The sequence below is a fragment of the Singulisphaera rosea genome (genome assembly GCF_054877945.1).
Genome location: NZ_JBTYIP020000038.1, coordinates 67,163 through 92,504, shown reverse-complemented (window position 1 = coordinate 92,504; position 25,342 = coordinate 67,163). Strand labels below are relative to the sequence as shown.

Annotated in this window: 20 protein-coding genes and 1 pseudogene; 9 read left to right on the top strand and 12 right to left on the bottom strand. The window is 64.7% G+C overall.

All coding sequences use genetic code 11. From position 1 onward, the window contains the following. Positions 1 to 124: 124 nt before the first annotated feature. The 3 genes from ACYOEI_RS37045 to ACYOEI_RS37035 all read right to left on the bottom strand — a co-directional run bounded on the left by ACYOEI_RS37045 (position 125) and on the right by ACYOEI_RS37035 (position 2,693). Positions 125 to 526: an HNH endonuclease gene (locus ACYOEI_RS37045; RefSeq protein ID WP_462855442.1), complete on the bottom strand. Its 402-nt coding sequence runs from the start codon at positions 524 to 526 to the stop codon at positions 125 to 127. A 9-nt stretch (positions 527 to 535) separates the two neighbouring features. Continuing rightward, entirely contained in the window at positions 536 to 829 is a 294-nt protein-coding gene (locus ACYOEI_RS37040) for a hypothetical protein (protein WP_462855441.1), read from the bottom strand. A 67-nt stretch (positions 830 to 896) separates the two neighbouring features. After that, positions 897 to 2,693 carry a sulfatase gene (locus ACYOEI_RS37035; RefSeq protein ID WP_462855439.1) on the bottom strand — a complete coding sequence of 599 codons (1,797 nt, stop codon included), beginning with the start codon at positions 2,691 to 2,693 and terminating at the stop codon, positions 897 to 899. Positions 2,694 to 3,140: 447 nt separating this feature from the next. Here ACYOEI_RS37035 and ACYOEI_RS37030 point away from each other — a divergent pair, with 447 nt between their 5' ends. After that, positions 3,141 to 4,004, top strand: coding sequence for an SMP-30/gluconolactonase/LRE family protein (locus ACYOEI_RS37030; protein ID WP_462855437.1), 864 nt, complete (start codon positions 3,141 to 3,143; stop codon positions 4,002 to 4,004). Positions 4,005 to 4,137: 133 nt separating this feature from the next. Beyond that, positions 4,138 to 5,643 carry an RNA polymerase sigma factor gene (locus tag ACYOEI_RS37025; RefSeq protein WP_462855436.1) on the top strand — a complete coding sequence of 502 codons (1,506 nt, stop codon included), beginning with the start codon at positions 4,138 to 4,140 and terminating at the stop codon, positions 5,641 to 5,643. A gap of 83 nt (positions 5,644 to 5,726) precedes the next feature. On the opposite strand, the gene ACYOEI_RS37020 is transcribed toward ACYOEI_RS37025, so the two are convergent. Beyond that, positions 5,727 to 6,110: a VOC family protein gene (locus tag ACYOEI_RS37020; protein ID WP_462855434.1), complete on the bottom strand. Its 384-nt coding sequence runs from the start codon at positions 6,108 to 6,110 to the stop codon at positions 5,727 to 5,729. A gap of 169 nt (positions 6,111 to 6,279) precedes the next feature. Here ACYOEI_RS37020 and ACYOEI_RS37015 point away from each other — a divergent pair, with 169 nt between their 5' ends. Then, positions 6,280 to 6,789: a MarR family winged helix-turn-helix transcriptional regulator gene (locus ACYOEI_RS37015; RefSeq protein WP_462855432.1), complete on the top strand. Its 510-nt coding sequence runs from the start codon at positions 6,280 to 6,282 to the stop codon at positions 6,787 to 6,789. 161 nt (positions 6,790 to 6,950) lie between these two features. Here the strand turns inward: ACYOEI_RS37015 and ACYOEI_RS37010 are convergent, their stop codons facing one another. From ACYOEI_RS37010 to ACYOEI_RS36995, 4 genes are all read right to left on the bottom strand, one after another. Then, positions 6,951 to 7,946, bottom strand: a complete 996-nt coding sequence (locus ACYOEI_RS37010) for a tyrosine-type recombinase/integrase (protein ID WP_462855431.1) — start codon at positions 7,944 to 7,946, stop codon at positions 6,951 to 6,953. Positions 7,947 to 8,068: 122 nt separating this feature from the next. Further along, a complete protein-coding gene (locus ACYOEI_RS37005; protein WP_462855430.1) occupies positions 8,069 to 8,401 on the bottom strand; it encodes a hypothetical protein in 333 nt (110 codons plus the stop codon). Between the two features lie 284 nt (positions 8,402 to 8,685). Next, positions 8,686 to 9,099, bottom strand: coding sequence for a helix-turn-helix domain-containing protein (locus ACYOEI_RS37000; RefSeq protein ID WP_462855429.1), 414 nt, complete (start codon positions 9,097 to 9,099; stop codon positions 8,686 to 8,688). A gap of 37 nt (positions 9,100 to 9,136) precedes the next feature. After that, entirely contained in the window at positions 9,137 to 9,463 is a 327-nt protein-coding gene (locus ACYOEI_RS36995) for a type II toxin-antitoxin system HigB family toxin (RefSeq protein ID WP_462855427.1), read from the bottom strand. A 336-nt stretch (positions 9,464 to 9,799) separates the two neighbouring features. Between ACYOEI_RS36995 and ACYOEI_RS36990 the strand changes: the two genes are divergently transcribed. Then, a complete protein-coding gene (locus ACYOEI_RS36990) occupies positions 9,800 to 10,255 on the top strand; it encodes a helix-turn-helix domain-containing protein (RefSeq protein WP_462855447.1) in 456 nt (151 codons plus the stop codon). Next, positions 10,144 to 10,443 (top strand): annotated as a pseudogene (locus tag ACYOEI_RS36985) (DDE-type integrase/transposase/recombinase); the annotation flags it as partial. The gene ACYOEI_RS36990 and the pseudogene ACYOEI_RS36985, both read left to right, overlap by 112 nt. A gap of 220 nt (positions 10,444 to 10,663) precedes the next feature. Here the strand turns inward: ACYOEI_RS36985 and ACYOEI_RS36980 are convergent. Further along, on the bottom strand, positions 10,664 to 12,364 hold the full coding sequence (locus tag ACYOEI_RS36980; protein WP_462855425.1) for a DUF4158 domain-containing protein: 1,701 nt from the start codon (positions 12,362 to 12,364) through the stop codon (positions 10,664 to 10,666). Between the two features lie 279 nt (positions 12,365 to 12,643). Here ACYOEI_RS36980 and ACYOEI_RS36975 point away from each other — a divergent pair, with 279 nt between their 5' ends. The 4 genes from ACYOEI_RS36975 to ACYOEI_RS36960 all read left to right on the top strand — a co-directional run bounded on the left by ACYOEI_RS36975 (position 12,644) and on the right by ACYOEI_RS36960 (position 16,894). Beyond that, positions 12,644 to 13,033 carry a cupin domain-containing protein gene (locus tag ACYOEI_RS36975; RefSeq protein WP_462855424.1) on the top strand — a complete coding sequence of 130 codons (390 nt, stop codon included), beginning with the start codon at positions 12,644 to 12,646 and terminating at the stop codon, positions 13,031 to 13,033. A gap of 100 nt (positions 13,034 to 13,133) precedes the next feature. Further along, positions 13,134 to 15,431, top strand: a complete 2,298-nt coding sequence (locus tag ACYOEI_RS36970; RefSeq protein ID WP_462855423.1) for a nitric-oxide reductase large subunit — start codon at positions 13,134 to 13,136, stop codon at positions 15,429 to 15,431. A gap of 33 nt (positions 15,432 to 15,464) precedes the next feature. After that, positions 15,465 to 16,043 (top strand): hypothetical protein, encoded by a 579-nt coding sequence (locus tag ACYOEI_RS36965; RefSeq protein ID WP_462855421.1) that lies wholly within the window; start codon positions 15,465 to 15,467, stop codon positions 16,041 to 16,043. 224 nt (positions 16,044 to 16,267) lie between these two features. Further along, positions 16,268 to 16,894 carry a recombinase family protein gene (locus tag ACYOEI_RS36960; RefSeq protein WP_462855420.1) on the top strand — a complete coding sequence of 209 codons (627 nt, stop codon included), beginning with the start codon at positions 16,268 to 16,270 and terminating at the stop codon, positions 16,892 to 16,894. A 379-nt stretch (positions 16,895 to 17,273) separates the two neighbouring features. Here ACYOEI_RS36960 and ACYOEI_RS36955 read toward each other — a convergent pair whose 3' ends face one another. The 3 genes from ACYOEI_RS36955 to ACYOEI_RS36945 all read right to left on the bottom strand — a co-directional run bounded on the left by ACYOEI_RS36955 (position 17,274) and on the right by ACYOEI_RS36945 (position 25,342). Beyond that, a complete protein-coding gene (locus ACYOEI_RS36955; protein ID WP_462855418.1) occupies positions 17,274 to 22,076 on the bottom strand; it encodes a PAS domain-containing hybrid sensor histidine kinase/response regulator in 4,803 nt (1,600 codons plus the stop codon). 119 nt (positions 22,077 to 22,195) lie between these two features. Further along, entirely contained in the window at positions 22,196 to 22,672 is a 477-nt protein-coding gene (locus ACYOEI_RS36950) for a hypothetical protein (RefSeq protein WP_462855416.1), read from the bottom strand. Between the two features lie 117 nt (positions 22,673 to 22,789). Continuing rightward, positions 22,790 to 25,342 (bottom strand): HD domain-containing phosphohydrolase, encoded by a 2,553-nt coding sequence (locus ACYOEI_RS36945; RefSeq protein WP_462855415.1) that lies wholly within the window; start codon positions 25,340 to 25,342, stop codon positions 22,790 to 22,792.

Sequence of the window (25,342 nt, the reverse complement as noted above, 5' to 3'; positions counted from 1 at the left end):
GCGAGCGTGTGCGTTTTCGAGTGAGCGCCTCTTCGATTTCCATAGTTTCGTGGCATGCCTTGTTTTATAGGGCGCAGACCGCTGTCATCCCTATGTCATCGTGCCGGGTACGCTTGTTTTAGGTCTAACGAGAGGGATTTTCGCCTTCGGCGATGAGTGCCTGGCGGATATTGAGCATATCAGGGTCGTTCATCGCGAGGACTCTGTCTGTGGTCCGACCGACGGCTGACAACCCGGTGAGCAGAGCTCCTCCCCAAGCGAAATGATCCTGCCTGCGATCGCGGCGCGGATGGAAAAGTCTGGTCAATTCACCTGTTGCAGGATCGATCCCGGCGATATTGGGGCCCTTGTGAGCGTTACAGTGTGGGCAGGATTGGGCGAGATTCTCAGCCTCGGTCGAGCCGCCGTGCTGACGAGCGATGATGTGGTCGAGAGGGAAGGTGAATTCGGAAGCTGAGCGAGGAAGTCGACAATACTCGCAACGTCCTCTTGCGCGTCGCCGAACGTGACGCTCAAGGGGTGTCATGATGCGTGATCACGACGTGGCACCGGCTCGCTTGAGTGAGAGCCTAGCTTTCGATTTGAGCACGGAAAGAAAGGCATCAGCCCGGAGGTACTCGTCGAGCTCGCCTCGCTCGTCGATGGTGAGCTGCCCGTCTTGATTCTTCTCGAGCAAGGAATGCACGCGTTCCTTGTCCGCTTTAGGAAAAGAGAGCTTCAGTATGGAACGCGCGGCCTCCGGGCTGAACGAAGGGTCATCTGGGCTGATGAGACGACCAAGGATGGCCGCTCCATTTTTACCAGAAACTCCACCTAATTCCGTTGACATGCTTTGATCCTACCATAACCCATTCAGCATCATCCACACGCACGGTCCACGAACTCGACCTGGGCCACTACCTGAGCCGTTCGAGCGTCTTCCGAAAGTCCTGGACCTCATCCCGGCACTCGGGGAGCTTGGCGAGGTTGATCGCCTCCAGGGGATCGCTCTTCAGGTCGTAGAGCTCTTCCGCGCCATCGACGCGGCGGATGTAGACGCGACCGTTCGCCACGACGGAGCGGGCGGCTCCGAACGGAGAGGGGATCTCCGTCTTGTCCGGAAAGGCGATGTTGTGCTGGAGCTCGGAGAGGACCGGCCGCTCGGCCCTTCGAGTCTCCGAGTTGTCCGAATCCTGATCGAAGAGAGAATGGCCCGGAAAGGGGCCCTCAAGGGACGGCACGGCCCACGAGGCGATGGTCGCCGGGATGTCCCGCAAGCTGACGGGAGTATCGACGACTCGAGCGGGAGGCATTGGCGATCGGTACGGGGGGAGGATCAAGAGCGGGACGTGGACCTCCGGGCGATAGAGGCTCGCGCCGTGGGTGACCATCCCTCGCTCGCCAAGCTCTTCGCCGTGGTCGGATGTGATGATCACGAGGGTGTTGTCGAGTCGCCCCTGCGCCTCTAGGCCGTCGAGCAGGAGTCCGACCTGGCGGTCGAGGTAGGCGATCGCCGTGTCGTACGAGTCGTGGCAGAGCTCGAGGGAATCGGCGTTGATCTGCCGGTGGACCGGGTTCTCCGCGTCGAGACCCTGGGCCGAGAGTTCGTGGAACCGCCGGTCGATCTCGAGCTGCTCGGCGATGGGCAGGGTCGATTTACCGAATCGAGGCTGCGGCCCATCAGGTAGGACATATGGCCGGTGGGCGTCGTAGTAGTTAAGGAAGACGAAGAAGGGTCGGTCCTGGGGGGCCTTCGAAAGCCATTGGAAAACGTCGCGGTTGATCATCTCCGCCGACTTGCGTCTCAGCGTTGCCAGATCCTCGGACGTCGTCGAGGATCCGAGACAGGCGATCAGACGCCTCCCCAGGCCACTGCTCCAGGCGACCTCCAGTGGCGTCACGGACCGGTTCTCGTAGGCGTCCTCATAACGGCCGAAGCCGCGGTCGAAGCCGAACAGGGCATTGCAGTAATAGAGATTTCCCACGAACCCGGCCGTCGCATACCCTTGACGGCCCAGGACCTCGGCCACGGTCGGGTCGGTTGCATCGAGCGGGATGTTGGGAGCTACGGAAAGCTCATGCGGCCACCGCCCGGTCATCAAGCTCCCGTGCGTCGGCGCGGTCCACGGCGCCGGTGCGCGAGCCTCGGTGAAGACCACGCCTCGCCTGGCCAACCGCTCCAGCGTCGGCGTCGTCGGCCGCTCGTGCCCATACAAGCTCAAGCATGAGGCCCGAACCGTGTCGAGCACCACGAGGAGTACGTTCGGCGCGCCCGGCCGAGCGGGCGGGCTGTGGGCGAGGGACCGGGCTTCGGCCGTGAGGACTCGCGAATAGCTGATCCCGATCAGCGCGGCCATGCCCACAACCATCGCCGGGAACGTCCGGCGGACGAACCGACCCGTGCGGGCCGTGCGAGTCTCGAACCAGGGGACGACGTTCAACGCGATCCCGCACGCCAGGACCAGCGAGGCTAGCGGGTACAACCCTTCGACCGCCAGGAGGGGAGCCAAGATGAGCAGGCCGACGAGTAGCCGCCACGCGAGCGAGCGACCCAAACGCGGTGAGATCGCCACGACCGGTGCCAGGACCAGGCCCACGACCGCAAAGAACGTGACATCAGCCACGGGGATCATCCACAGGCGATGGACGTTCACCCGCAAGGCGTCCTGAGACACTCGCGGGACAAGTACCCCTTGCGTCAGGATCGTCGCCAACTCGAGAGCTCCGGCCAGGAGCCCGACCCAAAACGCGGGGAGGATGATCCCCTGCCTTGAGGCACAAGGGATAGGGGCCGAAGGCTCCAGGGATTCCGTTCCCGTCGTCATCATGCCGTGAGTAAAATCACATGGCGATAATCTTGCAAGATCATTCACGCCATGACGCTGTCCTCAAACGCCCCTCTCCTTGCAGCGGAAAGATTAGTCGGTTAGCACTTTACGTGGTCGAACCGGGTTCCGCCTCATCTCCCGAAGCTCATGCCGCGCGTTGAGATGAGGTCGGCACTTCACGGTTTACACCGGCGTGTCGAGGCTGAAAAATGGGGCGTCCGCAACGGTCGGCGACCACTGCGAATTTAAAGCGTCGCGCGCCTGCCCCAACGTACTCACATAGCCCGGACGGGGGAAATGATGATCGAGGTCGTAAGTTGTTGGTTAGCCGGCATGGCCCTGTTGGCCGCCGCGCCGGAGCAGGGCACGCCCTATGTCGCGGCTCCTCTCACGAAGCCCGGCGAGTTCACCCGCGGGATCGAGGGGCCGAGTTGTGACCGCAACGGGACGCTCTTCGCCGTGAACTTCGCCAAGGAGCAGACGATCGGGAAGGTCTCGGCCGAGGGCCAGGCCGAGGTATTCGTCACTCTCCCCGGCAAGAGCGTCGGCAACGGCATCGTCTTCGACTCCAAAGGGCAGATGTTCGTCGCCGACTATGTCGGACACAACGTCCTGAAGGTCGATCCCAAAACCAAGGAGATCACAGTATTCGCCCACGCCTCGATGAGCCAACCGAACGACCTGGCGATCGCCCCCGACGACACCCTTTACGCCAGCGACCCCGACTGGGCCAACGGCAAGGGGCAGGTCTGGAAGATCGCGACCGATGGAAAGATTGATCGCGTCGCCGGCGACCTCGGGACCAGTAATGGGATCGAAGTCAGTCCGGACGGAAAATGGCTCTACGTCAACGAGTCCGTCCAGCGCAACGTCTGGAAGTTCCCGATTCGCGCCGACGGGACCCTGGGCGAGAAACAGCTCATCAAGCAATTCCCCGACTTCGGCTTCGACGGGATGCGCTGCGACGTCGACGGGAACCTGTACATCACCCGGCATGGGAAGGGGACCGTTGTCGTGATGACCCCCGCAGGCCAGATCCTTCACGAGGTCGACGTCCTCGGGAAGAGCCCGACAAACCTCTGCTTCGGCGGTCCCGACGGAAAGACGGTCTACGTGACCGAGGTGGAGCACTCTCGACTCGTGACCTTCCGCGTCGAGACTCCCGGTCAGGATTGGAAGCGACAACGCGGCAAATAGTGGCGACCGGTTCCGGATGCGAGTGGCCTCGACGCCGACGGAAATTCGTCGGCATCGAGAAAAAAGATGTGTCCGTTTGCGCGGCGGGCTGCATTTCCCTGGTGGATCCGAAGCCAGCTCGGGGACCAAGTCCATGTCGAACGGGGCGTTCCACGTCGTCCACAACCAGATCCGGAGTCTCTTCGAGAAGGGGACGGACGCGGGCCGCTCGGAGTGGCAGTTACTCCGAAGATACGTCGTCGAGAACGATGAGGGAGCGTTCGAATCCCTGGTCTCGCGCCATGGGCCGACGGTCCTCGGCGTTTGCCGTCGGACACTCGACGACCCGAACGACGTGGAGGACGCCTTCCAGGCGACCTTCCTCGTACTCGTCCGTCGGGCCTCTTCGCTCCGCGAGGGGGATCTCCTGGGGCCCTGGCTGTACGGCGTGGCGTCGAAGGTGTCGCTCAGGGCCCGTGCCGAGGCGAGCCTTCGGCGAAGCAGGTCACAGCCAGGGCTCGAATTCGCGGTCGCTCCCGAAGACGAAGATTCGTCTCGGGCCGAGCTGGGTCGGATCCTGGACGAGGAGTGCGGTAGGCTCCCGTCCAAATACCGCTCGACGGTCGTGCTGTGCTGCTTCGAGGGCCTGACCTACGAGGAGGCCGCGCATCGTTCCGGATGCCCGGTCGCCACCCTCAAAGGTCGGCTCGCGAGGGCGAGAAAACTGCTGCGAACTCGGCTCCTCAAGCGAGGCATGGCCCCGTCGGCCGCCTTGCGGGTTGCCGAACTGGGCCAGAACGCGAGGGCCGCTGTTCCTGAGGCCCTCCTCATCGCCACGACTCGCGCCTCTCGACGCGCACTGGCCGGCCGCCTTGCCGCCGGATCGCTCGCCAACCGGGTCGATATCCTTGCCGAAGGAGTGCTCACTTCCATGTACCTCAATCGAATGGCGGTCGTCACCGCCGGCCTCGTGCTCACAGGCCTCTTCGCCGTCGGAGTCGCCCGACTCACGCCCGCCTCCGCCGCGGACAAACCCGACGCGGGCAACCAGGCAGAAACCAAAGCCGCGGGTGATCAGGCGATCCCTCGTCCCGATCCCAAGCCCAAGGCCTCTTCGAGTCGCCGATCCTCGAAGCGCCAGGATCCCTACTCCGAGAGCCAGACCGAAGCGATTCTCGATTCCCTCGATCGACCGGTCTCGGCCCAGTTCCCTAACGAAACACCCCTCGAAGAGTTCGTCAAGTACGTCAAGGTGCAGACCCGAACCTCAACCATGCCCAAGGGCATCCCGATTTACGTCGATCCGCTCGGTCTGCAAGAAGCCGAGAAGACGATGGCCTCGACGATTACCATCGACCTCGAGAGCATCCCGCTCCGCGTTTGCGTCGGCCTGGCCCTCAAGCAGCTCGGGCTCGAATACCGCGTGCGTGACGGCGTCATGATCATCGGCTCGGCGGATTCCGAAAACGCGGCCACCCCCATCCTCGAACTCCAGACCAAGGCCGAGCAAGGGGATCTCACTCCCGAAGAGACGCGGGAGCTCACGACCATGCTCGAGACTCGCATCAGCATTCAAAAGCTCCTCCTCGAGCTTCATCGGCTCGAGAATGAAGAGCAGCGGATGATGAACGCCCCCGCAGGCGGCGGTTCCCATCAGTGATCCGACTCACGCGGACCTCGTGCCCCTGGATCCACATCCGCGACCTGGATGTGGATCCAGGGGCAACGCACTTCGAACGAGCTTCACCCCGCGGTGGCGTGCATCCGGTGCTGGTGAAAGACCTCCACGAAGAAGCCCCCCGGGGCTTTGACGTAGAAGGTCCAGGCGCCGTGGAACTCGCGCGGCTCCTCCGGCTCGAATCCACCGGACTTCAATTGGGCGTAGACCTCGTCGACCCGTTCGCGGCTCGGCTGCCCGAAGCCGATGTGGAAGTCATAGTAGTTGTCCGGATACGAGACCTCGGCCGCCTTCTTGAAGTTGTTGAAGGCGACGACGGCCCCGTCATCTTCCATGACGACGAGCGTCTTCCCCCGGTCCGCGACACACCGGAGCCCGAAGTACGTCGCAAAGAAGTCGCGGTTCGCCTCGACGTCGGAGACGGCAAGTTGGATGTGATTCATCCGCATCGTCGATCCCTCCTGGTGATTTTGAGATGATCATCGTGCTCGCACCACGAACGCCCGGCCCAGCGTTGTCGCATCGAATCGAGATCCGCCTTGTCGAGCCGGGGTCGGCGCCGCGAGAATATTATGAACCGCAATCGTTACAGTCAATAACGATTTCTCGAGTGAATCCATGCCCCGTCCCCGTCCCCGTTCGCGACCGACGTCGACGCCTCCCGACAAGACCGACGGGATCGGCTTCCTCATGTCCCAGGTCGGCTCCCATTCCGCCTCGCGTTTCGCCGACCGTCTCGTCCCGCTGGGGTTCAAACCTCCGCACGCGGGGATCCTCCGAGCCATCTGCGAGGCCGACGGAGCGAGCCAGCAGGCCCTGGGCGAGCGCCTCGGCATGTTCGCGAGCCGACTCGTGGGCCTCATCGACGAGCTCGAGACGCGCGGACTCGTCGAGCGCCGCAACAGCCCGAAGGACCGGCGGTCTTATGCCCTGCACCTGACGCAGGCGGGACACGATGCCCTCGAGGCGATCGGTCGCGTGTCGCGAGACCACCAGGCCGATGTCTTCGCGGCACTGACTCCCGCCGAGGTTGCCCGGATGTCGGAGTATCTCCGACGGATCGCCGCCCAGCAGGGCCTCAGCCCGGGCGTCCATCCCGCTCTTGGACGGAAGGACGAGAGTGGTTAAGTTTTGATATCACTAACCATCAGGCGCATTTGCACAACCCCAAATCGGCAGAGACGCATTATCGCGTTCGATCCTTCGACGGCGGCGGTCAAGGCGCGTGGTGAAGGATCGCGGGAGCCGGGAAGTCTCGGCGAGAGCCTTCGAGTCGACGAGCGCGTCGCTCAGATCGAGATCCGCTCAACGATATTCCGCGTGACTTTACGTCGTCTCCGATCGTAAATCCGAGTCGTCCGCGGGTCGGCGTGTCCTGCGAGGTACTGCACGTCCTCGAGCGGGACGTTCTGCTCCAGCAGGTCGGTCACCGTCGCCACTCGAAACGAGTGCGGCGAGAAGTGGCCTGGAAGCCCCGCAAGTTTGAGACGCCGCTTCATCATCCGGCAGACGTCGATCCCGCTCATCGCGTTCCTCGTCAGGGTCTTCGTCTTTCGATTCGCGGTGCGGAACAGGTGCCCATCGGAGATGCTCGCCGACTGGAGGTAGGCGATGAGGAACTGCTCCAGGTCGTGGCGAACCGGGATCTCTCGCGACTTCCCGCCTTTCTCCGAGAATCTCAGCGTGTATTGCGACCCGTCATGCACGAGGTTCTTCGCCGACAGCCGCGCCACGGCCCCGACACGCGCGGCCGTGTAGACCAGGACCGCGAGCACGGCGCGGTCGCGTAGGCCTACCACATTCGAGACGTCGATTGACCGCAGTAGCGTCCGGGCCTGCTCCGCGGAGATCTCCGGCGTCTTGCCCTCGACGACGGAGTACCGCTCGGCCTTCGCGGTGGCCGCAGGGTTGATGATGCAGACATGACGATTCACGAGCCGGTCGAAGAACCGCCGCAGCGCCGCAAGGTGCAGCTTCTTGGTCGGCACGGCCAGCTCAAGACCTTGCAGATACTCGCCGACGTCTCCGGGGGCGATCCGCACCATTTCGAGATTGCGTTCCTCAACCCATCCGAGAAACCGCCGCACGGCGTGCATGTAGTTCTTCCGCGTGTGCGCGTTCGCGATCTCCGCCTGAAAGAATTCCTCCCAGGCGAACTCCGCCGACTTGCCGGCGAGTTTGACGATCGCCGGGGCATTGCGGGCCGTGATCGCTCCCTCCGAGTGGAGGCATCCACCGACTTTGTCGCTGTCAAGGAGCGCGATTTCGGTCTTCACTGTCGGCATTATGGCTGGCTCCCTCTGCGTGATCGCGTGTCCTGGTCGCATCTCAGCTCGGTGCTGCCAGGGCAACGTCCTTGTGTTACGAAGCGAGCGGTTCCCCTACTTATTCGGCCAGTCCGGCTCGCTCAGATGAACGCCGAGGGGTGCATGGCAAATCGCTCGGCCAAGGCGTCCCGCACACGGGGGCGAATCCGCCTCGTTCCCGCCGTAATCGCGCCCAGCGTCGTGACCGCTTCGACCCCTCGACCGATGGCGAGCCGACGTTTAAACAGAAATCCGAGCCGGACGGTCTTGCCCTTCGAGTCGGCGTCAACTCGCCCAATCCACCCGGCCTTGATCAGATCCTTGAGGGCTTCCTTGGTAGCCCCTGGGGACTTGCCGAACTGTTTCTCGAGGGTCTCGTCCGAGGGGTTCGCCCAGCAGTTGGTTTGCCCGTAGGCCTCGAGGATCAGCATCATAAAGATCCCTCGATCCGAAAGCCCGCCGAGCGCTTCGCGGGATCGGTGCCGCTGAGGAATGATCGTGAACCAGGGTCCTTTACGCGTCTTGCCCTTGGCGCTAAAATCTTCGTGGCCCACGATGTGTCCTCGCGTTGCGTTGTGGCCCGGCGGTGGGGACCGCCGAGATCAGGCTTTGTCGCTATTCGATCGGAAAACAAGAGAGGCGGACCTGGGTGACACCGGGTCCGCCTCGTTGCGTTTCGGATGCTTCCTACCCGTAGACTACTTTACCGGTCCATCCCTCAGACGAACGCCGTGGGGTGCATCTTGAAACGCTTCGCCAGGGCCTCACGGACCCGCGGACTGATCCGCCTGGTCCCCGCCGTGATCGAGCCCAGCGTCGTGAAGGGGATCCCGGTCTGGTCGGCCAACGTGCGTAGCGACAATTCGTTCTCCGCCAGCAGGAATTTCAACATATCGACCCCGCTCATCTCGGGGATTGGGTCGTGTTCGGCCTCGTAACGCTCCACCATCGCCCCCAGGGCCTCGATGTAGTCGTCTTCGTCGGGAGTCAACTCGGGCACGTCGTCACCGATTGGCATCAGGGAGTTGATCCGCGCGATAAACTCGCGCAACTCCTCATCCGAACGGATGAGGCGGATCGGAAATTCACGGACGAGCTCGAGGTAGCGGCTGGTCGCGGTCGCGTTGCTCATTGTCAGACTCCTCCCGGTGGATCCGGGCAAACGGCCCTCAGATCGCGCCGAAGTCGACCCGGTCATACTCGGCGTGCGTGCCGACGAACCGGACGAAGACCGTCGCGGGACGTTCGGCCCGAAACGTGATCCTCGCGATGATCCGATACTTGTTCCCGCCGACGTTGAACACGTAGACGTTCTGGACTTTGTCGACGGATTGGAACGTCTCCCGGACGTCGGCGAAGTCACGCCACGCCGACCGCTCTGTGACTCGACACCACGCCATGAGCGCCACCCCATCTTGCTTCGCGCCCGGGTGGCTGGCGATGAACGCCTTGACCGCGTCTCGCGAGATCAGATGGTTGCGGTTTGTGTTGCTCATGTCCAGTTCCGTTTAATTTCACTTCATTGATTACACTCTCAATGTAGTCTCGCAATCTGAGACGGTCAAGACCAACGTCTCGAATTTCGGGACGATTTCCTGATAGTGTTAGGTTCCCCGGTAAATGTCACCGTTTTTGCCCTGCGATTTGTCACCCTTCACCGTTGACCGGTCGAAACCCGAGTCGTATCGTGGACTCTCATGCCGCAAGCGTCAACGGACCCGGAATCCGGCCTTGCCTCCTTGACCGGCCTGTCTGATGAGGCCAGGTCGCTTGCGCTCGCGCGGTTCCAGATCATTCGTCCCTTCCTGGAAGATGGTGTCCCGCTGACGTAGATCACCCAGGATCACGGGCTCGTCCTCCGCACCGCACGCCGCTGGGTCGATCGCTACCGCCGGGAAGGGTTGACCGGCCTGGCCCGCAAGGAGCGGAACGACAAGGATAAAAGGAAGCTGGCGGCTCCCCTCCGGCAGTTCATCGAGGGGCTGGCGTTGCGTAAGCCCAGGATGCCGACGGCGACCATCCACCGCGAGGTGGCCGACGCCGCGAGGAAATTGGGCCAGGAGTCGCCGAGCTACAAGGTGGTCCGTGCCTTGGTTGCTGAGCTGGAGCCGGCCCTGGTAACGCTGGCGCACGAGGGATCGAAGGCGTATAGCGAGTCTTTAGCGAGTCTTTCGACCTGGTCCATCGCCACGAGGCGGACGCGCCCAACGCCATCTCGCAGGCCGATCACACCGAACTCGACATCCTCGTCAAGGACAGTGACGGTACGGCCCACCGGCCTTGGCTGACGATCATCCTCGACGACTACAGCCGGGCGGTGGCGGGCTTTTGCCTGTCGCTGGCGGCCCCGTCATCGATCCAGACGGCCTTGGCGTTGCGGCAGGCGATCTGGCGGAAGCCGCAACCGGGCTGGCACGTCTGCGGCATCCCGCAGGTGCTCTATTCCGATCACGGCAGCGACTTCACGTCCCGGCATCTCGAACAGGTGTCCGCCGATCTGAAGATCCGCCTGATCAACTCCACCGTGGCCCGCCCGCGAGGGCGGGGGAAGATCGAGCGTTTCTTCGATTCGCACGCGCAGGTGCTCCTGTCGCGGCTGCCCGGCTTTTCCCGGACGCAAGCGGACCGAGCCGCCGTGCTGACGCAAACCGCCCTGGCCGGCGAGATCGAAAACTACCTGATCCGGGAATACCTGGTCACGCCGCACAGCACGACCAGCCAGGAGCACGGCGCACAGGCTGACTGTAAGATCGGTTACGCGGGCCGTCCCTTCGCTGATGTGAGTGAACTCGCTGGCGAACCCGGTCCGGGCCTGGATCTCCAGGAAGACTTCGGGCAGGTCGACGCGGGGGAGCGGCGGCCGCCGTCGCCTCACGGCCGAGGATGCGACAGACGTGGGGCCTGGCGGATTCCCAGGCCGATCCCTGGAGCAGCTTGACGCGCGGGTCACCCCAACGCACGCTCGGCCGGACGAACACGTCGCGACGGCGGAGGCTGTCCTGGAGCCGCTCCAGCACACAAACGGTATAGGCGCGGCGGTCGATCCGGCGGTCCAGGCCGATCACCTCACGCCGCCAACTCCGAGGGATGTGATCCAGCGGAGCGCGGCTCATGTCGGGCTGGTGCTCGCCCTCGATGTTGGCCAGGAAGTTCAGGGCGTTGACCACCGGCTGACCGGCCGGGGCGGCCTGGAAAGGGACGGTGCGGAGCACGTGAGGCCAGAACCGCCGGATGCGGCGGTACTGCTCCATCTGCTCGGCATGATTGTCTTCGTCGGGCGGTCGGGCCAGCGTCCCGACGAGGGCGACCGCCTCGGCGAGAGATTGTTTGGAAACCCGGGCGAAGGCGGTAGAGCGGAGCTTGGCATCGCGACAGGCGTCGTCGAGCAGGACCGCGCACGCTTCGCGGAGTTGCAGGGCGGCGGCATCCAGGTCGTGAATCGTGCGGAGTCGTTCCTGCCGGCCGGTACGCCGGACTTGGAGCGACAGTTCCGTGATCAGCGCGTCGAGCACGTCGAGTGCGTCGTCCAGCGCGGTCGCCTCGAAGACGCGGGCGAAGGCCAACAAGGTGGCGACTCGCCGGTCTGGCGGCATCCGCGCGATCGTTCCCGCCCAGGCAAAGCCGGCGTCCCGGGCCAGGGCATCGATCCGGCTCGCCGGGATATGGCGCAGGTCCAGGCGACCCACGTCCAGAGACTGGATCTCCACGAATCGATCCAGGGCCGCCACCAGGGCCGGGCCGCCCACGCGCGTGGGGCCTTTCCGCAACCGGTCCAACGTCGTCTGCCGGGCCCCCTCGGGGACAATCGCCGCCTCCAGACGCGCGCGTTGTTCGGGGCCGGGGGTACGGGCCAGGGCCTTCCAGAGGCGGCCCGCCGCGTGGTCGCGGATCTGGGCCACGAGGCGTGATAAACCGGTCACTCCCGGCAGCAACACCTTGTGTTCGACCAACCGTGTAGTAGCCAGGCCGAAGAGCAAGCTGGGCCGCTCGGCGCTGAGCCAGGCGCGGGTGAAGAGCCAGCGGACGAGGCGGAAGTGTTCCGGCTGGTCGGCGAAGTCGCGGTAGCCATACCGCCGCCGGATCTCGCCTGCGTGCTCGCGGTGCGTGGCGGGGCGGTCCAAATATCTCGTGAGGCTGTTCGGGTCCGCCACCCCCAATTGCCGGCCGAGGTGGGCGACCACGCCGATTGGTACATCGGTGGGGTCGGCGAGGAAGGTGCCCAGGAACCGGACCGTGACCAGTTGCAGCGCGAAACCCAACCGGTTCTGGTCCCCACGGCGCTGGGCGACCAGGGCGTCATCGAGATGGAAGTACCGAGCCAGTTGCGCAGGCGCGGGCTCGCCGGCGTGGCGGCCGTAGTGCCGCCGCTGCTCCGCGGTCAGGAAGTCGACGGGCATCCGGGCTTCACCCCTTGGGTGCCGGGATCGGGAAGGGGCGCTCCGTCGTGGAACCGGGGGACATCCTGTGATAAGAAACATTAACACAGGAATTCCCGACCAGCGCCGCGACGGCTTCGCGGGATTCCGAGCCGATGCACCGGCCCCAGGTTCACCGATATCGGGGGTTCCAGGACTGGAAGGCGACGTTCTCCCGCTGACCACGACGCGCGGGGCGGTATCAGGAGTCATCTTGGACCCGGTTTCACCTGCAACGAGAGTGCCCAAGGAGAGATTCTCATGGCGATCGAGCACACCCGGCCGGGAGAGGTGGCCGACGTCCACCCGCTCGGACCGGCGCTGGCCTCCGCGAGGACGACCGTCCTGGTCAAGACCGAGGGCCTGGAGGTCATCAGGCTCGTCATTCCCCGTGGGAAGGCGATCCCCACCCATTCGACCCGTGGGGCGATCACGGTCCAATGCCTCGAAGGCCGCGTCGCCTTTACGGCCGCCGGCGTCACCTGCGAGCTGGAGCCCGGTCACCTGTTGTATCTCGACGGCGGTCAGCCCCACTCCGTCCTGGGGATCGCGGACGCCTCGCTCCTGGTGACGATCACCTTTCCCAACGCCCCAACGGCAGCTGAAACGCCGTCCACCCCTTGTCCGGCAGCCCCTGAAGGGGTGTCGTAGCAGGAGGGTTGCCACCGCTCGGGTTGCGAGATCGGGTCATTCCCGCGTCAACTCCGGCCGCCCCCGCCGGTTCACTCACCCTCGAAGAGGATCAAGTTGCATGTCTAATCGTCGCCCGATGATGGTGTCACCGCTCTGGTTGCAGGGGTCGATCCTGACATTCATCATCGGCTTCGCCTTCCTGTCATTCTCGGCGCTACGGATTTATCAAGACTCGGCGCCGGTCCCCTACCGGATCGTGGACGAGGCGAGCAAGGTGCTGTTCACGAGGCAGCAAATCCTCGAGGGCCAGGAGCAGTTCCTCACCTACGGCCTCATGCAGTTCGGCACCGTGTACGGCCACGGGGCCTACCTCGGCCCCGACTTCACCGCCGACTACCTGCACCGCATGGCCTTGCACATGAACAAACTCTACGGGGGCGACGAGGCGGCGGTGGCGCGGACGCGGCGCGAGTTGCAGACCAACCGCTACGACCCGGCCACAGGTACTCTCACCTGGACCGCCGGGCAGGTCTCGGCGTTCGAGGAGATTCACAGCCATTTCGGCGACACGGTGTATGGCCGGAAGGTGAGCGGCGAGGGTCTCAAGCCGGAAATGATCAAGAACCCCGAGGACACCCGCGCCATCACGTCGTTCATCGCCTGGACGGCGTGGACGAGCGTCGCGCGCCGGTCCGGGAAGACCTATTCGTACACGAACAACTGGCCCCCCGAAGAGCTGGTGGGCAACACGCTCACCGGCGACGCGGTCATGTGGAGCGCGCTGTCGCTGGTCACGCTCCTGGGAGGAAGCGGGCTGGTCCTGGGCGTCTACGGCCGCTATTCGCGGGTTGTCGGCTGGCACGAGACCGAGGAGAGGCAGGTCCGCTTCGTTCCCCCGTCCGATGTCGCCCTGACTCCCGCCCAGCGCGTGACCGCGTGGTTCTTCCTGGTCGTCGCGTTGCTCTTCCTGCTCCAGAATCTGGTGGGGGGCGCGACCGTGCATTACATGGTCGAGGCCGGGGGCTTCTTCGGCATCGACCTGCCGCGATGGCTCCCCTACAACCTGACCCGGACCTGGCACCTTCAGCTGGCGATCTTCTTCGTGGCCACGGCGTATCTTGCCGCCGGCATCTTCCTGGCTCCTCTGATCGCCGGGCGCGAGCCGCGCGGGCAGGGCCTGCTGTCGGCCGTGCTGCTCGGCGCTCTGGCGGTGGTCGTCTTCGGCAGTCTCGGCGGCGAGTACCTGAGTTACCACGACCTCCTGCCCCGCGGGCAGCGGGCGTTCTTCGGCGCCCAGGGGTGGGAGTACCTCGACCTGGGCCGGTTCTGGATGTACCTGCTCATCGCCGGGATGGCGCTCTGGGTGGCGATCATCTACCGGGGTCTGAGCCCCCGACTGGCCGTCGAGAGCCGTGGCAACCTGCCCTGGCTCTTCCTTTACAGCTCGCTGTCGATCCCGGCCTTTTACGCGGTCGGCCTCCTGACCCACACCCAGTCCACGTTCGCGATCGGCGACTTCTGGCGGTTCTGGGTGGTGCACCTGTGGGTCGAGGATTTTCTCGAGCTGTTCACGACGATGCTGGTGGCCTTGATCTTCGTGCTGATGGGGATCGTCTCGGAGCGGTTCGCCACCCGCCTGATCTACTTTGACGTGATGCTTTACTCGGTCGGCGGCGTGGTCGGAACGCTCCACCACTGCTATTTCAGCGGCGGCCCGGCCGTGGAGATGGCGCTCGGGGCGTTCTTCTCGGCCGCCGAGGTCATTCCTCTGACGCTCCTGACAGTCGAGGCGTGGTCGTTCCTCCAGCTCGGGAACCGTCAACAGGCCGGTGGTGCGGCGGCCTTCCCGCACCGATGGGCCGTGCTGTTTCTGGCCTCCGTGGGGTTCTGGAACTTCCTCGGCGCGGGGGTGTTCGGGTTCCTGATCAACCTACCGGTCGTGAGCTACTACGAGATCGGTACGCTCCTCACCTCGAACCACGGCCACGCGGCCTTCATGGGGGTGTACGGCATGCTGGCACTCGCGCTGCTGGTCTTCTGCACGCGCTACCTGGCCCGCCCCGAGGACTGGAGCGAGGGGATCGTGAGGTTCTCGTTCTGGGCGACGAACGTCGGCCTGATGCTGATGATCCTCGGGCACCTGTTCCCTCTCGGTGTGCTCCAGCTTGGCGACGTGGTGACCAACGGCTACTGGCACGCCCGGACCGAGTGGTTCAAGAACTACCCGTGGCTCTCGTGGGCGCGGATGCCGGGCGACCTTGTGTTCATGGCCGGCTCGGCCCCGCTCGTCTGGCTGACCCTTAAAGTCGCCTTGCGGACGCGAAAGACCATGGCCCCGGTGGACCAGACGGGGAAACTCCTCGAAGCCACCCTTTATACTGAGATTACTCCGGCCGGGCCCGTCGTCGAGGACTGAGACCGGATCGCCCGACCCCGGGGGTGACTCTTGATGTTGCCAACGCTGACCGTGTATGGCCTCACACTCGACCTCGGGCTGGTCTTCCTCCTGGCGTACCTACTCGTGCTCTGGGTCGGAGGCTGGGCCCTGGAGTCTCTGGCCAGGGCCCACTTCCATCGCGCCCAGCGGTATGCGCATGTCGGCTTCGCCTACGACGCCGAACTCGACCGCTACGAGTGTCCGCAGGGGGAACTGCTCACCCTGGACACGTTCGACGGCCGCAATAAACTGGCCATTTACAAGGCACCGGCCTCGACTTGCAACGAGTGTGTCCTCAAGGAGTTCTGCACCCCGCACGACAACGGCCGTCGCGTCTACCGTTCGCTCGCCGCGTTCCACGAGAGCGACGTCGGCCGGTTCCACCGCTTGCTCTCCCTGATGATCCTCGGGGTGGCCCTGGCGTTCTCGGTGGGAGGCATGATCGCCTGGTGGAACAAGCCGGGCGAGTGGCTCCTCGTGATCGCGGCAGGACTTAGTCTCGTCTTCCTCTGGCTCGACGTCCGCGATACCCCGGAGGAGGCTGACGCCGATGACCGGGGTTTCCCTCAAGACGAAATAATGGCCCGGTGACCAGAGCGGCCCCCGCGATCCCGATCCGAGGTTCGTGTCGACGTCCGGCGGGCGGGGCCTGGCGACGGATGCCGCGGCACAGTCCGATCATCGGATTTATGTTCAAACGAGTATAATTGTGATGTTTGGACCGGTTGTGACGATGTCCGTCGCGACCCCAAATCAACCCTATGGAGGGGTGCGAGTAACAATGGAAGCGAGGCTTAGCGTACGTTTCTGTTCCGATGATTGCGGAACCCCGTAAAGCGGACGGCAGCCAGGTGACCGACCTGCAACGCGACGCCATGCTCGCCGCCAAGGTCGATGCCGGCCACATCTACGAAGCTGCCGCCTCCGGCAAGCGCGACGACCGGCCCGGCCTCGCCGCCTGCCTGAAGGCGTTGCGTGAGGGCGATACGCTGGTGGTCTGGAAGCTCGACCGCCTCGGCCGCGACCTGCGGCATCTGGTCAACACGGTGCACGACCTGACCGCGCGCGGCATCGGGTTCAAGGTACTGTCCGGCCACGGGGCGAGCATCGACACCACCTCCGCCAGCGGCAAACTGGTCTTCGGCATCTTCGCCGCCCTGGCCGAGTTCGAGCGCGAGCTGATCGTCGAGCGGACCAGGGCCGGAATGGCTGCTGCCCGTGCCCGAGGCCGCAACGGCGGCCGGCCCTACACCATGACCGCCGCCAAGCTCCGGCTGGCGATGGCGGCAATGGCCAGCCGCGATACTAAGGTGGGCGTGCTCTGCTCGGAGCTAGGCATTACCCGCCAGACGCTTTACCGCCACGTCGATCCCAAGGGCAACTTGCGTCCGGACGGGCAGACGCTCCTGAACTGTCAGCAGTCGGCAACGAAGATCGGATGAAGTGGAGCCGATCGACCGGCCGGCGGCCCTGGGGCTATGACCGCATCTGCTCAGCCAGTTTCACCACGGCATCGAAATCGTTGTCGGCGATCTCGTCGACGTGCCGAAAATAAACCCGTCCAGCTCGCTCAGATGAACGCCGAGGGGTGCATGGCAAATCGCTCGGCCAAGGCGTCCCGCACACGGGGGCTAATCCGCCTCGTTCCCGCCGTAATCGAGCCCAGCGTCGTGACCGGGACCCGGTCTGTTCGGCCAAGGTTCGAAGTGGCAATTCCTTTGGTTTCGGTTGGGGTGGCTTGTTAGATTGCCCGTAATTGGCACCCTTCTTTCGTGGCGATTTGGCACCCAGGTGGGCCCCGGAACTGCGCCTGACGCTCGATCAACCCGTCGGTTCGTCATGAAGGGCACTCAGCGATTCGAGGTGGCCGGCTGCCTCAATCGCGAGGCGCTCCCACTGATTGCGGATGGGTCGAAGGACCGACCCGATCGCCAGGAAATCCCCCCGTTCGCCCAGCGTCATCAACTCTTGGCAGGCCGCCGACAAGGCCGCGGCCCCCACCGTCAAGAACGCCCCTTTCAGCCCATGTGCCTCCCATGAGACCTCACGGCCGTTCCTGTCGTCGAACGCTTGTTCGAGGCGTCTGAGTCGCACGGGGACATCCCTCAGCATACTGGCGAGAACCTCACGGATGAGCGTCAGCTCACCCCCGCAGCGGTCCCGCAGTGCCTCGACGGAGAACGACTGAAATGCGGGCTCCGTGCGTTGCCCTTCCGTCGGCGTCGCACGCTCGCCCCTAGAACTCCAGGTGAGGAGAGCCTCGCGAAGAGGGCCCAATTCGAGCGGTTTCGTGAGGTAGCCGTCCATCCCGGCCGCCAGGCACCGCTCCCGGTCCCCCTGCATCGCATGCGCCGTCAGGGCGATGATTGGGACGTGCCGATCGGACCCCCGCTCGCTCAGGCGGATCGCGGCCGTGGCGGCGAGGCCGTCCACCTCCGGCATCTGAACGTCCATCAGGACGACGTCGTGGCGGCCGCGCCCGACGGCCTCGATCGCCTCGCGGCCGTTGCACACGGACTCCACGACGCAACCGAGCCGCTCGGCCATCCGGGTCGCCACCATGCGATTGACCTCGTTGTCCTCGGCCAGGAGGATTTTGAGCGCCAGGGGCGGCTTCCTTCGCTCGTCGTCAACCTCCCGCGACTGGGTATGGAGGGGGACGGGCGACGCGACAGCCCGGCGGAGGATGTTGTAGAGCTGCGAGCGTCGGATCGGCTTCGTTAGCCGTGCGGCCCAGAGGCCGGGGTCGAATTCCACGCCCCCTGCGGGCGAGCTGAGCGAGGAGAGGAGCACCAGCGGGACACCGGCATAGCGCGGGATGGCCTTGATGACGCGGGCCAACTGCTCCCCGTCCATGCCCGGCATCTCCTGATCGAGGAAGATGAGCCCGAATCCTTCATCCCCGTCATTCGACAGGAGCCTGGACAGGGCATCGACGCCGGAGGCGGAGACCTCGGGTCGGCAATCCCAGGAGCGGAGCGTCTCCCGGAGGATCATGCGGTTGGTCTCCTCGTCGTCGACGACCAGCACGCGGAGCCCCTGCAACCCTTCGGCCGACACGTCGGGCTCGCCTTGCCCCCTGCCGAGGGAGACCTCGAACCAGAAGGTGCTCCCGAAGCCGTGGCGGCTCTCCAGGCCGATCCTCCCCCCCATGAGCTGCGTGAGCTTCTGGCAGATCGCGAGCCCCAGACCCGTGCCGCCGTATGAGCGGCTGCTCCCGCCCTCGACCTGCGTGAAGCTTTCGAAGATATCGGCCTGGCGGTCCTCGGGGATGCCGATGCCGGTGTCCTGGACCAGGATTCGGAGCGTGGCGTATCGTCCGTCTTCGGCGATCAATTCCGCCCCAAGATCGACCGCGCCGCGGTCGGTGAACTTGACGGCGTTGCCGACCAGGTTGGTGAGCACCTGGCGGATGCGGACCGGGTCGCCCACCAGTCGGCCGGGGACGTTCGGCGCCACCCGGCAGCGGATTTCCAGGCCCTTCTGTTCGGCCCTGGGCGCGAGCAGCTCGGCCACCTCTTCCATCACGGTGCGAAGGTCGAGGTCCGTCGCCTCGATCTTCAGCTTGCCGGCCTCGATCTTGGAGAAGTCGAGGACGTCGTTGATGACCGTGAGGAGGGCCTCGCCGCTGGTGCGGATCGTCTCGGCGTAGCGGCGCTGGAGATCATTGAGCTGCGTGTCGAGGAGCAAGTCGGTCATGCCGACCACGCCGTTCATGGGCGTCCGGATCTCGTGGCTCATGTTGGCGAGGAAATCTCCCTTGGCCTGAGTGGCCGCGACCGCCTGATCGTGGGCTCGTCGGAGTTCCTCGCGTTGCGCCCTTCGCTCGGTGATGTCCTGCGACGTGCCCTGGAGTCTGACGACCCGACCGCTCGCGTCGCGGATCGCCTCGCCCCTGGCGATGATCCAATGATGGAGGCCGTCTCCCCGGGTCATCTCGAGCTCGACCTCGTAGGGCTCCCCGACCTCGAGCGCCCTGGCCACCACCGATTGCAGGAGGGCGAGGCTCTCCGGGGTGTAGAGCTGGTCGTGCTCGGCATAGCGGGGCGGCGGCAGCGCCGGGTCTCGACCCGCGATCCGATAGAGTTCGTCCGACCAGGTAACGACGTCCGCGGCCGGATCCCACGCCCAGCTGCCGACCCCGGCCAGCCGTTGCGACTCCCTCAAGGCCGCCTCGCTCCGCCGGAGCGTCTCGGCAGCCAGTTTCTGCTCGGTGATCACCCGGCCTTCGGGGATCAGCAGCGTCACGCGGCCGGCCTCGTCATGGATCGGTTTGAGCGAGAAGTCGATCGTGGCGACCTCAGCCCCGGCCCCGCGGACATCCGCCTCGTAGCGGACGAATTGCCCGGCGGCGGCGTCCCGGATCGCCCGCCTGAGCCGGTCCTGGGACTCGTCATTCATCGACCACCATCGGGCTTCCCAGAACGGCCGGCCGACGACATCCCCACGCTCCAGCCCCCCGAATTCCAGTGCGGTCCGGTTCGCCTCGAGCAACGTCCCGTCGGGTGAGAGCAGTCCGATGAACTGGAAAGCGGAGTCGAAGATCGCCTGGAAACGAATCGCTCCCTCGCGGAGGGCGTCGTTCGCCGCGGCGAGCTCGGAGGTCCGCTCGCGGACCCGCCGCTCCAGGCTCTCGTTCAGGAGGCGGATCTGTGCCTCCGACTCCTTCCGCTCGGTGATGTCGAGGTTGACGCCGCCCATGCGGGTCGGGACGCCGGCACCATCGAAGAAGGTGCCGCCACGGCCCGCAAGCCAGCGGACCGAGCCGTCGGGCCAGACGACTCGATATTCGACCTCGTAGGGGACGCCCGCGGTCAGGGCGCGCCGGGCGGCCTCGCGGACCGAGTCGCGATCGTCGGGATGGACGATCTCGAGATATTCCCGGAAGCTGGCGAAAGGCCGGTCGTCGGGCCGGCCATAGAGGAGACTGAGGGAATCCTGATACGAGATCCGATCCTCGGCGATCTCCCATTCCCAGTGGGCAAGGCGGGCGGCCGTGAGGGCCCGACGCTGTCGCTCCTCGGCCTCGCCCAACGCCCGCTCCGTCTCCTTGAGCCGGCTGATGTCGAGGTTGAAGCCGGCCCAGCAAAGGGTCCGACCGTTGTCGCCGCGGACCGGAACGCCTCGGGCCAAGATGGGGTGATACCGGCCGTCCGTTCCCAGACACCGGTGCTCGACGTCCCACGTGCCCTCGGTCCGCACGCATTCCTTCCACGCCGCGGTCGTCCGCTCGGCGTCGTCGGGGTGGAGGATTTTGCCCCAACCGAATTCGGACCACTGCTCCTGGGTCAAGCCGACGAGGCGAAGGAACGACTCGCTGGCGTAGGTGTTGCGGCCGTCGGCGTCGCAGATCCAGACGCCGAAGGGTATGGACTCGCCGATGGCCCGATAGAGACGCTCGCTCGCCCTGATCTTATCGTCGGCCCGCTGCTGCTCGTCGACGTCGGTATTCGTCCCAAACCAGCCCAGGACCCGGCCGGCGTCGTCGAGAGACGGAACGACCCGGGTGAGGAACTTGCGGAAGCGGCCATCGGCCCCCCGGAGCGGGAGGACCATGTCGAACGGCTCGCCGCTGGCGATCGACCCGCTCCAGCGTTCCATCACCGCCGGGAGCACCTCGGGGTCGTGGACCGATTGCCATGCCCAGCCTTCCATCTGCTCGGCGGTCGTGCCGGTATAGTCGTACCAGCGCCGGTTGTACCAGAAGATGTGCCCGTCGGGCCGAGCCATCCAGGCGAGTTGCGGGATCGTCTCGGCGAGCAGGCGGAAGTTCTCCGCATCCCGCCTCCGCGTTGCCTCCGCTTCCTTGCTTTCGCTAATATTACGGGCAATCTTGGAAATGCCGAGGATCTGTCCGGCAGGATTTCTGATGGGAGAGATGGTCAAAGCGACGTCGATCCGACGCCCGTCCCTGTTCAACCGCACCGACTCGAAATGATCCACCCGCTGTCCGCGTCGAATCCGCTCCAGGATGGCCGTGTCCTCGTCGAGGCGGTCGGGGGGGAGGAGGAACGAGATCGGGCGGCCGAGCACCTCGGCGGCCGAGTAGCCGAAGATCCGCTCGGCGCCGACGTTCCAGTACGTGATGACCCCGTCGAGGTCCTTGCCCACGATCGCGTCCTCGGACGACTCGACGATCGTCGCGAGGTACGCCCGGTCGACCTCGGCGCGTTTCAGGTCGTCGAGTGCGCGTGTCAGCTCCACCGTCCGCTCGGCGATCACCTGCTCCAGCTCGATCGGGCTCCTCATCGCCAGGAGGGCTGGCCACGCCTTGCGGAGCGACCAGGCCGTCCAGCCCGAGACCAGGCCGGTTGCGACCAGGACATGCCCCGAGAAGCGGTAGAGCGGGTGGAAGAACGCGAGCATGTCGAGGAAGTGGCCCAGCCCGCAGAGGCCGATGAACAGCGCGAAGGAGCGGACGACCCCCCGGATCGGCAACCATTCCGGACGTCGCACCCCCAACCGCCAGATCATCATGGGCACGGCGATGTAGGCGAGCCAAACCATCGCGTTGCCCGCGACGTGCTCCCAGACGAGCCAGTCGGGCCAGAGGCCGCAGACCCTACGCGGGACGAATCCGTCGGGACTGAACATGCGACCGAACGCGTTAGCGGACCAGGACATGATGACCGACTCCGATGGCGAAGGTCGCTAGACTAACTTTTCGCATTCGAGGGCACAGGGACCGACGAGCGCTCAAAAATGACCTGGATGGGCCAGCTTACCGGTCACCAGGAGTTCCCTCACCATGTCGGGCAAGGTGTTATCTGCTGCCCCGGGGAAACCTCGAACTGGACTGCGCGGCCGGGATGTTCGTCGAGCTTGATCGGCACTTGCTTTTTCACGTCCCAATTCTTCCCCATCCCTCGGACACCGCCGTCCAGGAAGTCTTCGGCACTGTTCGCGTTCAGCGCAGCGAGCGGAAGGTCGCAGAATGTGACGGCGAAGGAGACCATATTCGCAGTCTCCATCAGATAGGTCTGCAAATCCTGGGCTCCGAACTTCGTGTTGATCGCCTGGGATATCACCTTCGGCGGCTCGGGGAAGATTACCTGGAAATTGCCCTCTTCCGACACGAACGGTGGAGATGCTGCCTCCGCCAAGACGGCGAACTCCCCCTTGGGCGTCGGCGCACCGTTTGTTGCAACCGGCGAATCCGGCGAATCCCCGCAGCCCCCAAGCACGACCACGAGAGCGGCCGTCGCAATCCTCAGGCCCATACGCCCATCTCCGTGACTCCCCAACGCGAAACAGGTACGACAGACTCATCTAAGAGTTTAACGGTAGGCGAACCCGGGGCTGGGCTGCCGGGTTAGGCGAGGCCGTGAGACTGACGATCAACGGAACGGCGAGTCATCCTCGACCAGGGGAAGGAACGCTTTGACCACGCGAGGGTCCAGGTGCGTATCGGCTAGTTTGCGAATATGGTCACTGACATAATCAATCGAGTATCCTTTGCGGTAGGGTCGATCCGATCGCAGGGCGTCCCATATGTCCACCGCCGCGAATATCCTCGCCGCGAGAGGTATCCGCTCCCCTTTCAGGCCCCGAGGGTAGCCCGTGCCGTCCCACTTCTCATGGTGGCAGTAAGGGATGTCGACGGCGGCGCCCAGGAACGGGATCGACGAGAGCATTTCCATCGCGAATGTCGGATGCCTCTGCATCACCTCCCACTCCACCGCGTCGAGCGGCCCGGGTTTGAGCAGGATCGCGTCAGGGATCCCCATCTTGCCGATATCATGCAGCAAGGCGCCGCGACGGATCTGGATCAGTTCTCTGCTGCCGACGCCCATAGCCCGGGCCAGTCTCATGGTCATCTCGGTGACACGCTGGCTATGCCCCTGGGTTTCCCTGTCGCGCATCTCTAACGCCAGGGACCAGCCCTCGATCGTGGCGTCGTAGGCCAGCTCCAGTTCCAGATTGGAGCGTTGCATCCCCTCGAACATCGAGGCGTTATCCATCGCGATTGCGGTCTGACGGGCCAATGCCTCCAGGAATTCATGCCAATCCGGGTCGGGATCGAGGGCCTCGCGATGGAACAGTTCCAGCATCCCCACGACCTTGCCCTTGGCCACCATCGGTACGCCCCAATAGGCTCGGAACCCCTCGGCGTCCATCATCGCAGAGCGTGGCGACGATTCGAGGCAACGGGACAGGTCCTGATAGCTCAGGGTGCGACGTCCCATCGCAGCCTCACCGAAGCAGCCCTCGCCCAGGCGGAATCTGGTCCGAGCTATCGACGAGGTCCGGAAGCCCTTGCCTGCTGCATATTCCAAGGTATGGGAGTGCGGGTCGCAAACCAGGACGCATGTCGCATCCACGCCCAGTTGAGTCGAGACCTGATCGAGGATCACCTCCAGCGTCAGCCGAAGGTCGTGGCTTCCGTTGATCTCCATGTCGATGCGCCGGAGCGCCGCAAGACTGTCGACCCGTCGCGCAAGCTGGTCATTCAGCCTCCGAATATGCTCCTCGGCGTGCTTCCGCTGCGTGGTCTCCTGGAAGACGACGATGCCACCTCGGACCATCCCCGCATCGTCACGCAACGGCCTGGCCGACACGCTGATCCAGATCCCTTCGAGCCTGAAGTCGTTCCGCAGGAAGATTTCCTCCGAGTCGACCGCCTCGCCGCGGATCGCACGCACCATGGGCGAGTCGTCGGGAGGATAGAGGGTCACCTTGTCCGAGAGGTAAGCGCCATAAATCTCCGGCCACTGATCCGCAGAGGCCTCGGGCCGACCGATCCCGAGGATCTCGCGCGCCGCCGGATTGAAGACGAAGGCCCGCCCCGCCTCATCGGCGACGACCACCCCATCGCCCATGCTGTCGAGGATCGACTGGAGGATCGCCGTCTGGTGGCGTAACGCTCCCTCGGACCTCGCCAACTCCTCCTGTGCCTCGAGGACCTCCGTGACGTCGATACCCATGCCACCGAGGAAACGTGCACCCGAGGCATCCGTCACCGGGAACTTGTACCAGAGGATCCGACGCTGCCTACCCTCACCGGCCGGGATCATCTCCGTCACCTCACTCGCGACATCGCTCGCGAGTGTCGCCAGATCGCTCCTAACGATTTCATTCGCGATGTCTCGGGGCCAGATCTCGAAATCCGTGCTCCCCAGTAACGTGTCGAGAGGGCGTCCGAACAGCGAGCAGGTCGTCTCATTCGCGAATCGATAAGTGCCGTCCGCGTCCTTCATCCACGCCGCTGCCGGACTGTTGCGCATAAATGCATTAAACAATGCGTCTCGCTCGCGGAGCGCGGCCTCCGCACGCTGGCGATCGGCGATCTCCCGCCGCAGGCTGGCGTTCACCCCCACGAGCTCCGCGGTTCGTTCACGGATCCGCACCTCGAGCTCCTCGTGCGCCATCCCCAGGGCCTCCTGGGCCTGACGGCGCCGATCGATCTCCGAGCGAAGGGACTGGTTGGCCACCTCGAGCTCGGCCGTGCGATCACGGACGCGGGCCTCCAGCTCGTCGTGCGCCTTCCGAAGCTGGTCCTCCGACCGCTTCCGCCAGACCGCGTAGCGTAAGCAGCGTTCGAGTTGGGATGAGTCGAACTTGCCCTTGGCGAGGTAGTCGGAAACTCCCGAGCGCATGGCCATGAGGTCGACCTCCTTGTCACCCTGGCCGGTGAGCAGGATCAGCGGGGCCCTGCAGCCCTCTCCGATCGCCGTGCGGATCAGGTCCAGGCCGTCCGTGGGGCCGAGCCGATAGTCGACCAGGATCACATCATGGCAATTCTGCGCGATCCTTTTAATGGCGTCCGAGGGCCCTTTAGACCATTCTAGCCTATAGGTATTAACTTGTGATTCTGCGAGCATATCTCGCGTCAGCACGTATTCATCCTCGTCATCATCGACGAGCAGGACTCTGACTTGATTATCGCTCAT

Bases quoted from the DNA above. Each gene is read 5' to 3' on its own strand.
- ACYOEI_RS37010 (WP_462855431.1), bottom strand. From the start codon at position 7,946: ATGCCGACAGTGAAGACCGAAATCGCGCTCCTTGACAGCGACAAAGTC.
- ACYOEI_RS36950 (WP_462855416.1), bottom strand. From the start codon at position 22,672: ATGGGCCTGAGGATTGCGACGGCCGCTCTCGTGGTCGTGCTTGGGGGC.
- ACYOEI_RS36995 (WP_462855427.1), bottom strand. From the start codon at position 9,463: ATGAGCAACACAAACCGCAACCATCTGATCTCGCGAGACGCGGTCAAG.
- ACYOEI_RS37025 (WP_462855436.1), top strand. From the start codon at position 4,138: ATGTCGAACGGGGCGTTCCACGTCGTCCACAACCAGATCCGGAGTCTC.
- ACYOEI_RS36975 (WP_462855424.1), top strand. From the start codon at position 12,644: ATGGCGATCGAGCACACCCGGCCGGGAGAGGTGGCCGACGTCCACCCG.
- ACYOEI_RS37030 (WP_462855437.1), top strand. From the start codon at position 3,141: ATGGCCCTGTTGGCCGCCGCGCCGGAGCAGGGCACGCCCTATGTCGCG.
- ACYOEI_RS37020 (WP_462855434.1), bottom strand. From the start codon at position 6,110: ATGCGGATGAATCACATCCAACTTGCCGTCTCCGACGTCGAGGCGAAC.
- ACYOEI_RS36960 (WP_462855420.1), top strand. From the start codon at position 16,268: ATGATTGCGGAACCCCGTAAAGCGGACGGCAGCCAGGTGACCGACCTG.
- ACYOEI_RS36965 (WP_462855421.1), top strand. From the start codon at position 15,465: ATGTTGCCAACGCTGACCGTGTATGGCCTCACACTCGACCTCGGGCTG.
- ACYOEI_RS36970 (WP_462855423.1), top strand. From the start codon at position 13,134: ATGTCTAATCGTCGCCCGATGATGGTGTCACCGCTCTGGTTGCAGGGG.
- ACYOEI_RS37040 (WP_462855441.1), bottom strand. From the start codon at position 829: ATGTCAACGGAATTAGGTGGAGTTTCTGGTAAAAATGGAGCGGCCATC.
- ACYOEI_RS37000 (WP_462855429.1), bottom strand. From the start codon at position 9,099: ATGAGCAACGCGACCGCGACCAGCCGCTACCTCGAGCTCGTCCGTGAA.
- ACYOEI_RS36955 (WP_462855418.1), bottom strand. From the start codon at position 22,076: ATGTCCTGGTCCGCTAACGCGTTCGGTCGCATGTTCAGTCCCGACGGA.
- ACYOEI_RS36980 (WP_462855425.1), bottom strand. From the start codon at position 12,364: ATGCCCGTCGACTTCCTGACCGCGGAGCAGCGGCGGCACTACGGCCGC.
- ACYOEI_RS37045 (WP_462855442.1), bottom strand. From the start codon at position 526: ATGACACCCCTTGAGCGTCACGTTCGGCGACGCGCAAGAGGACGTTGC.
- ACYOEI_RS37015 (WP_462855432.1), top strand. From the start codon at position 6,280: ATGCCCCGTCCCCGTCCCCGTTCGCGACCGACGTCGACGCCTCCCGAC.
- ACYOEI_RS37005 (WP_462855430.1), bottom strand. From the start codon at position 8,401: ATGATGCTGATCCTCGAGGCCTACGGGCAAACCAACTGCTGGGCGAAC.
- ACYOEI_RS36945 (WP_462855415.1), bottom strand. From the start codon at position 25,342: ATGAGCGATAATCAAGTCAGAGTCCTGCTCGTCGATGATGACGAGGAT.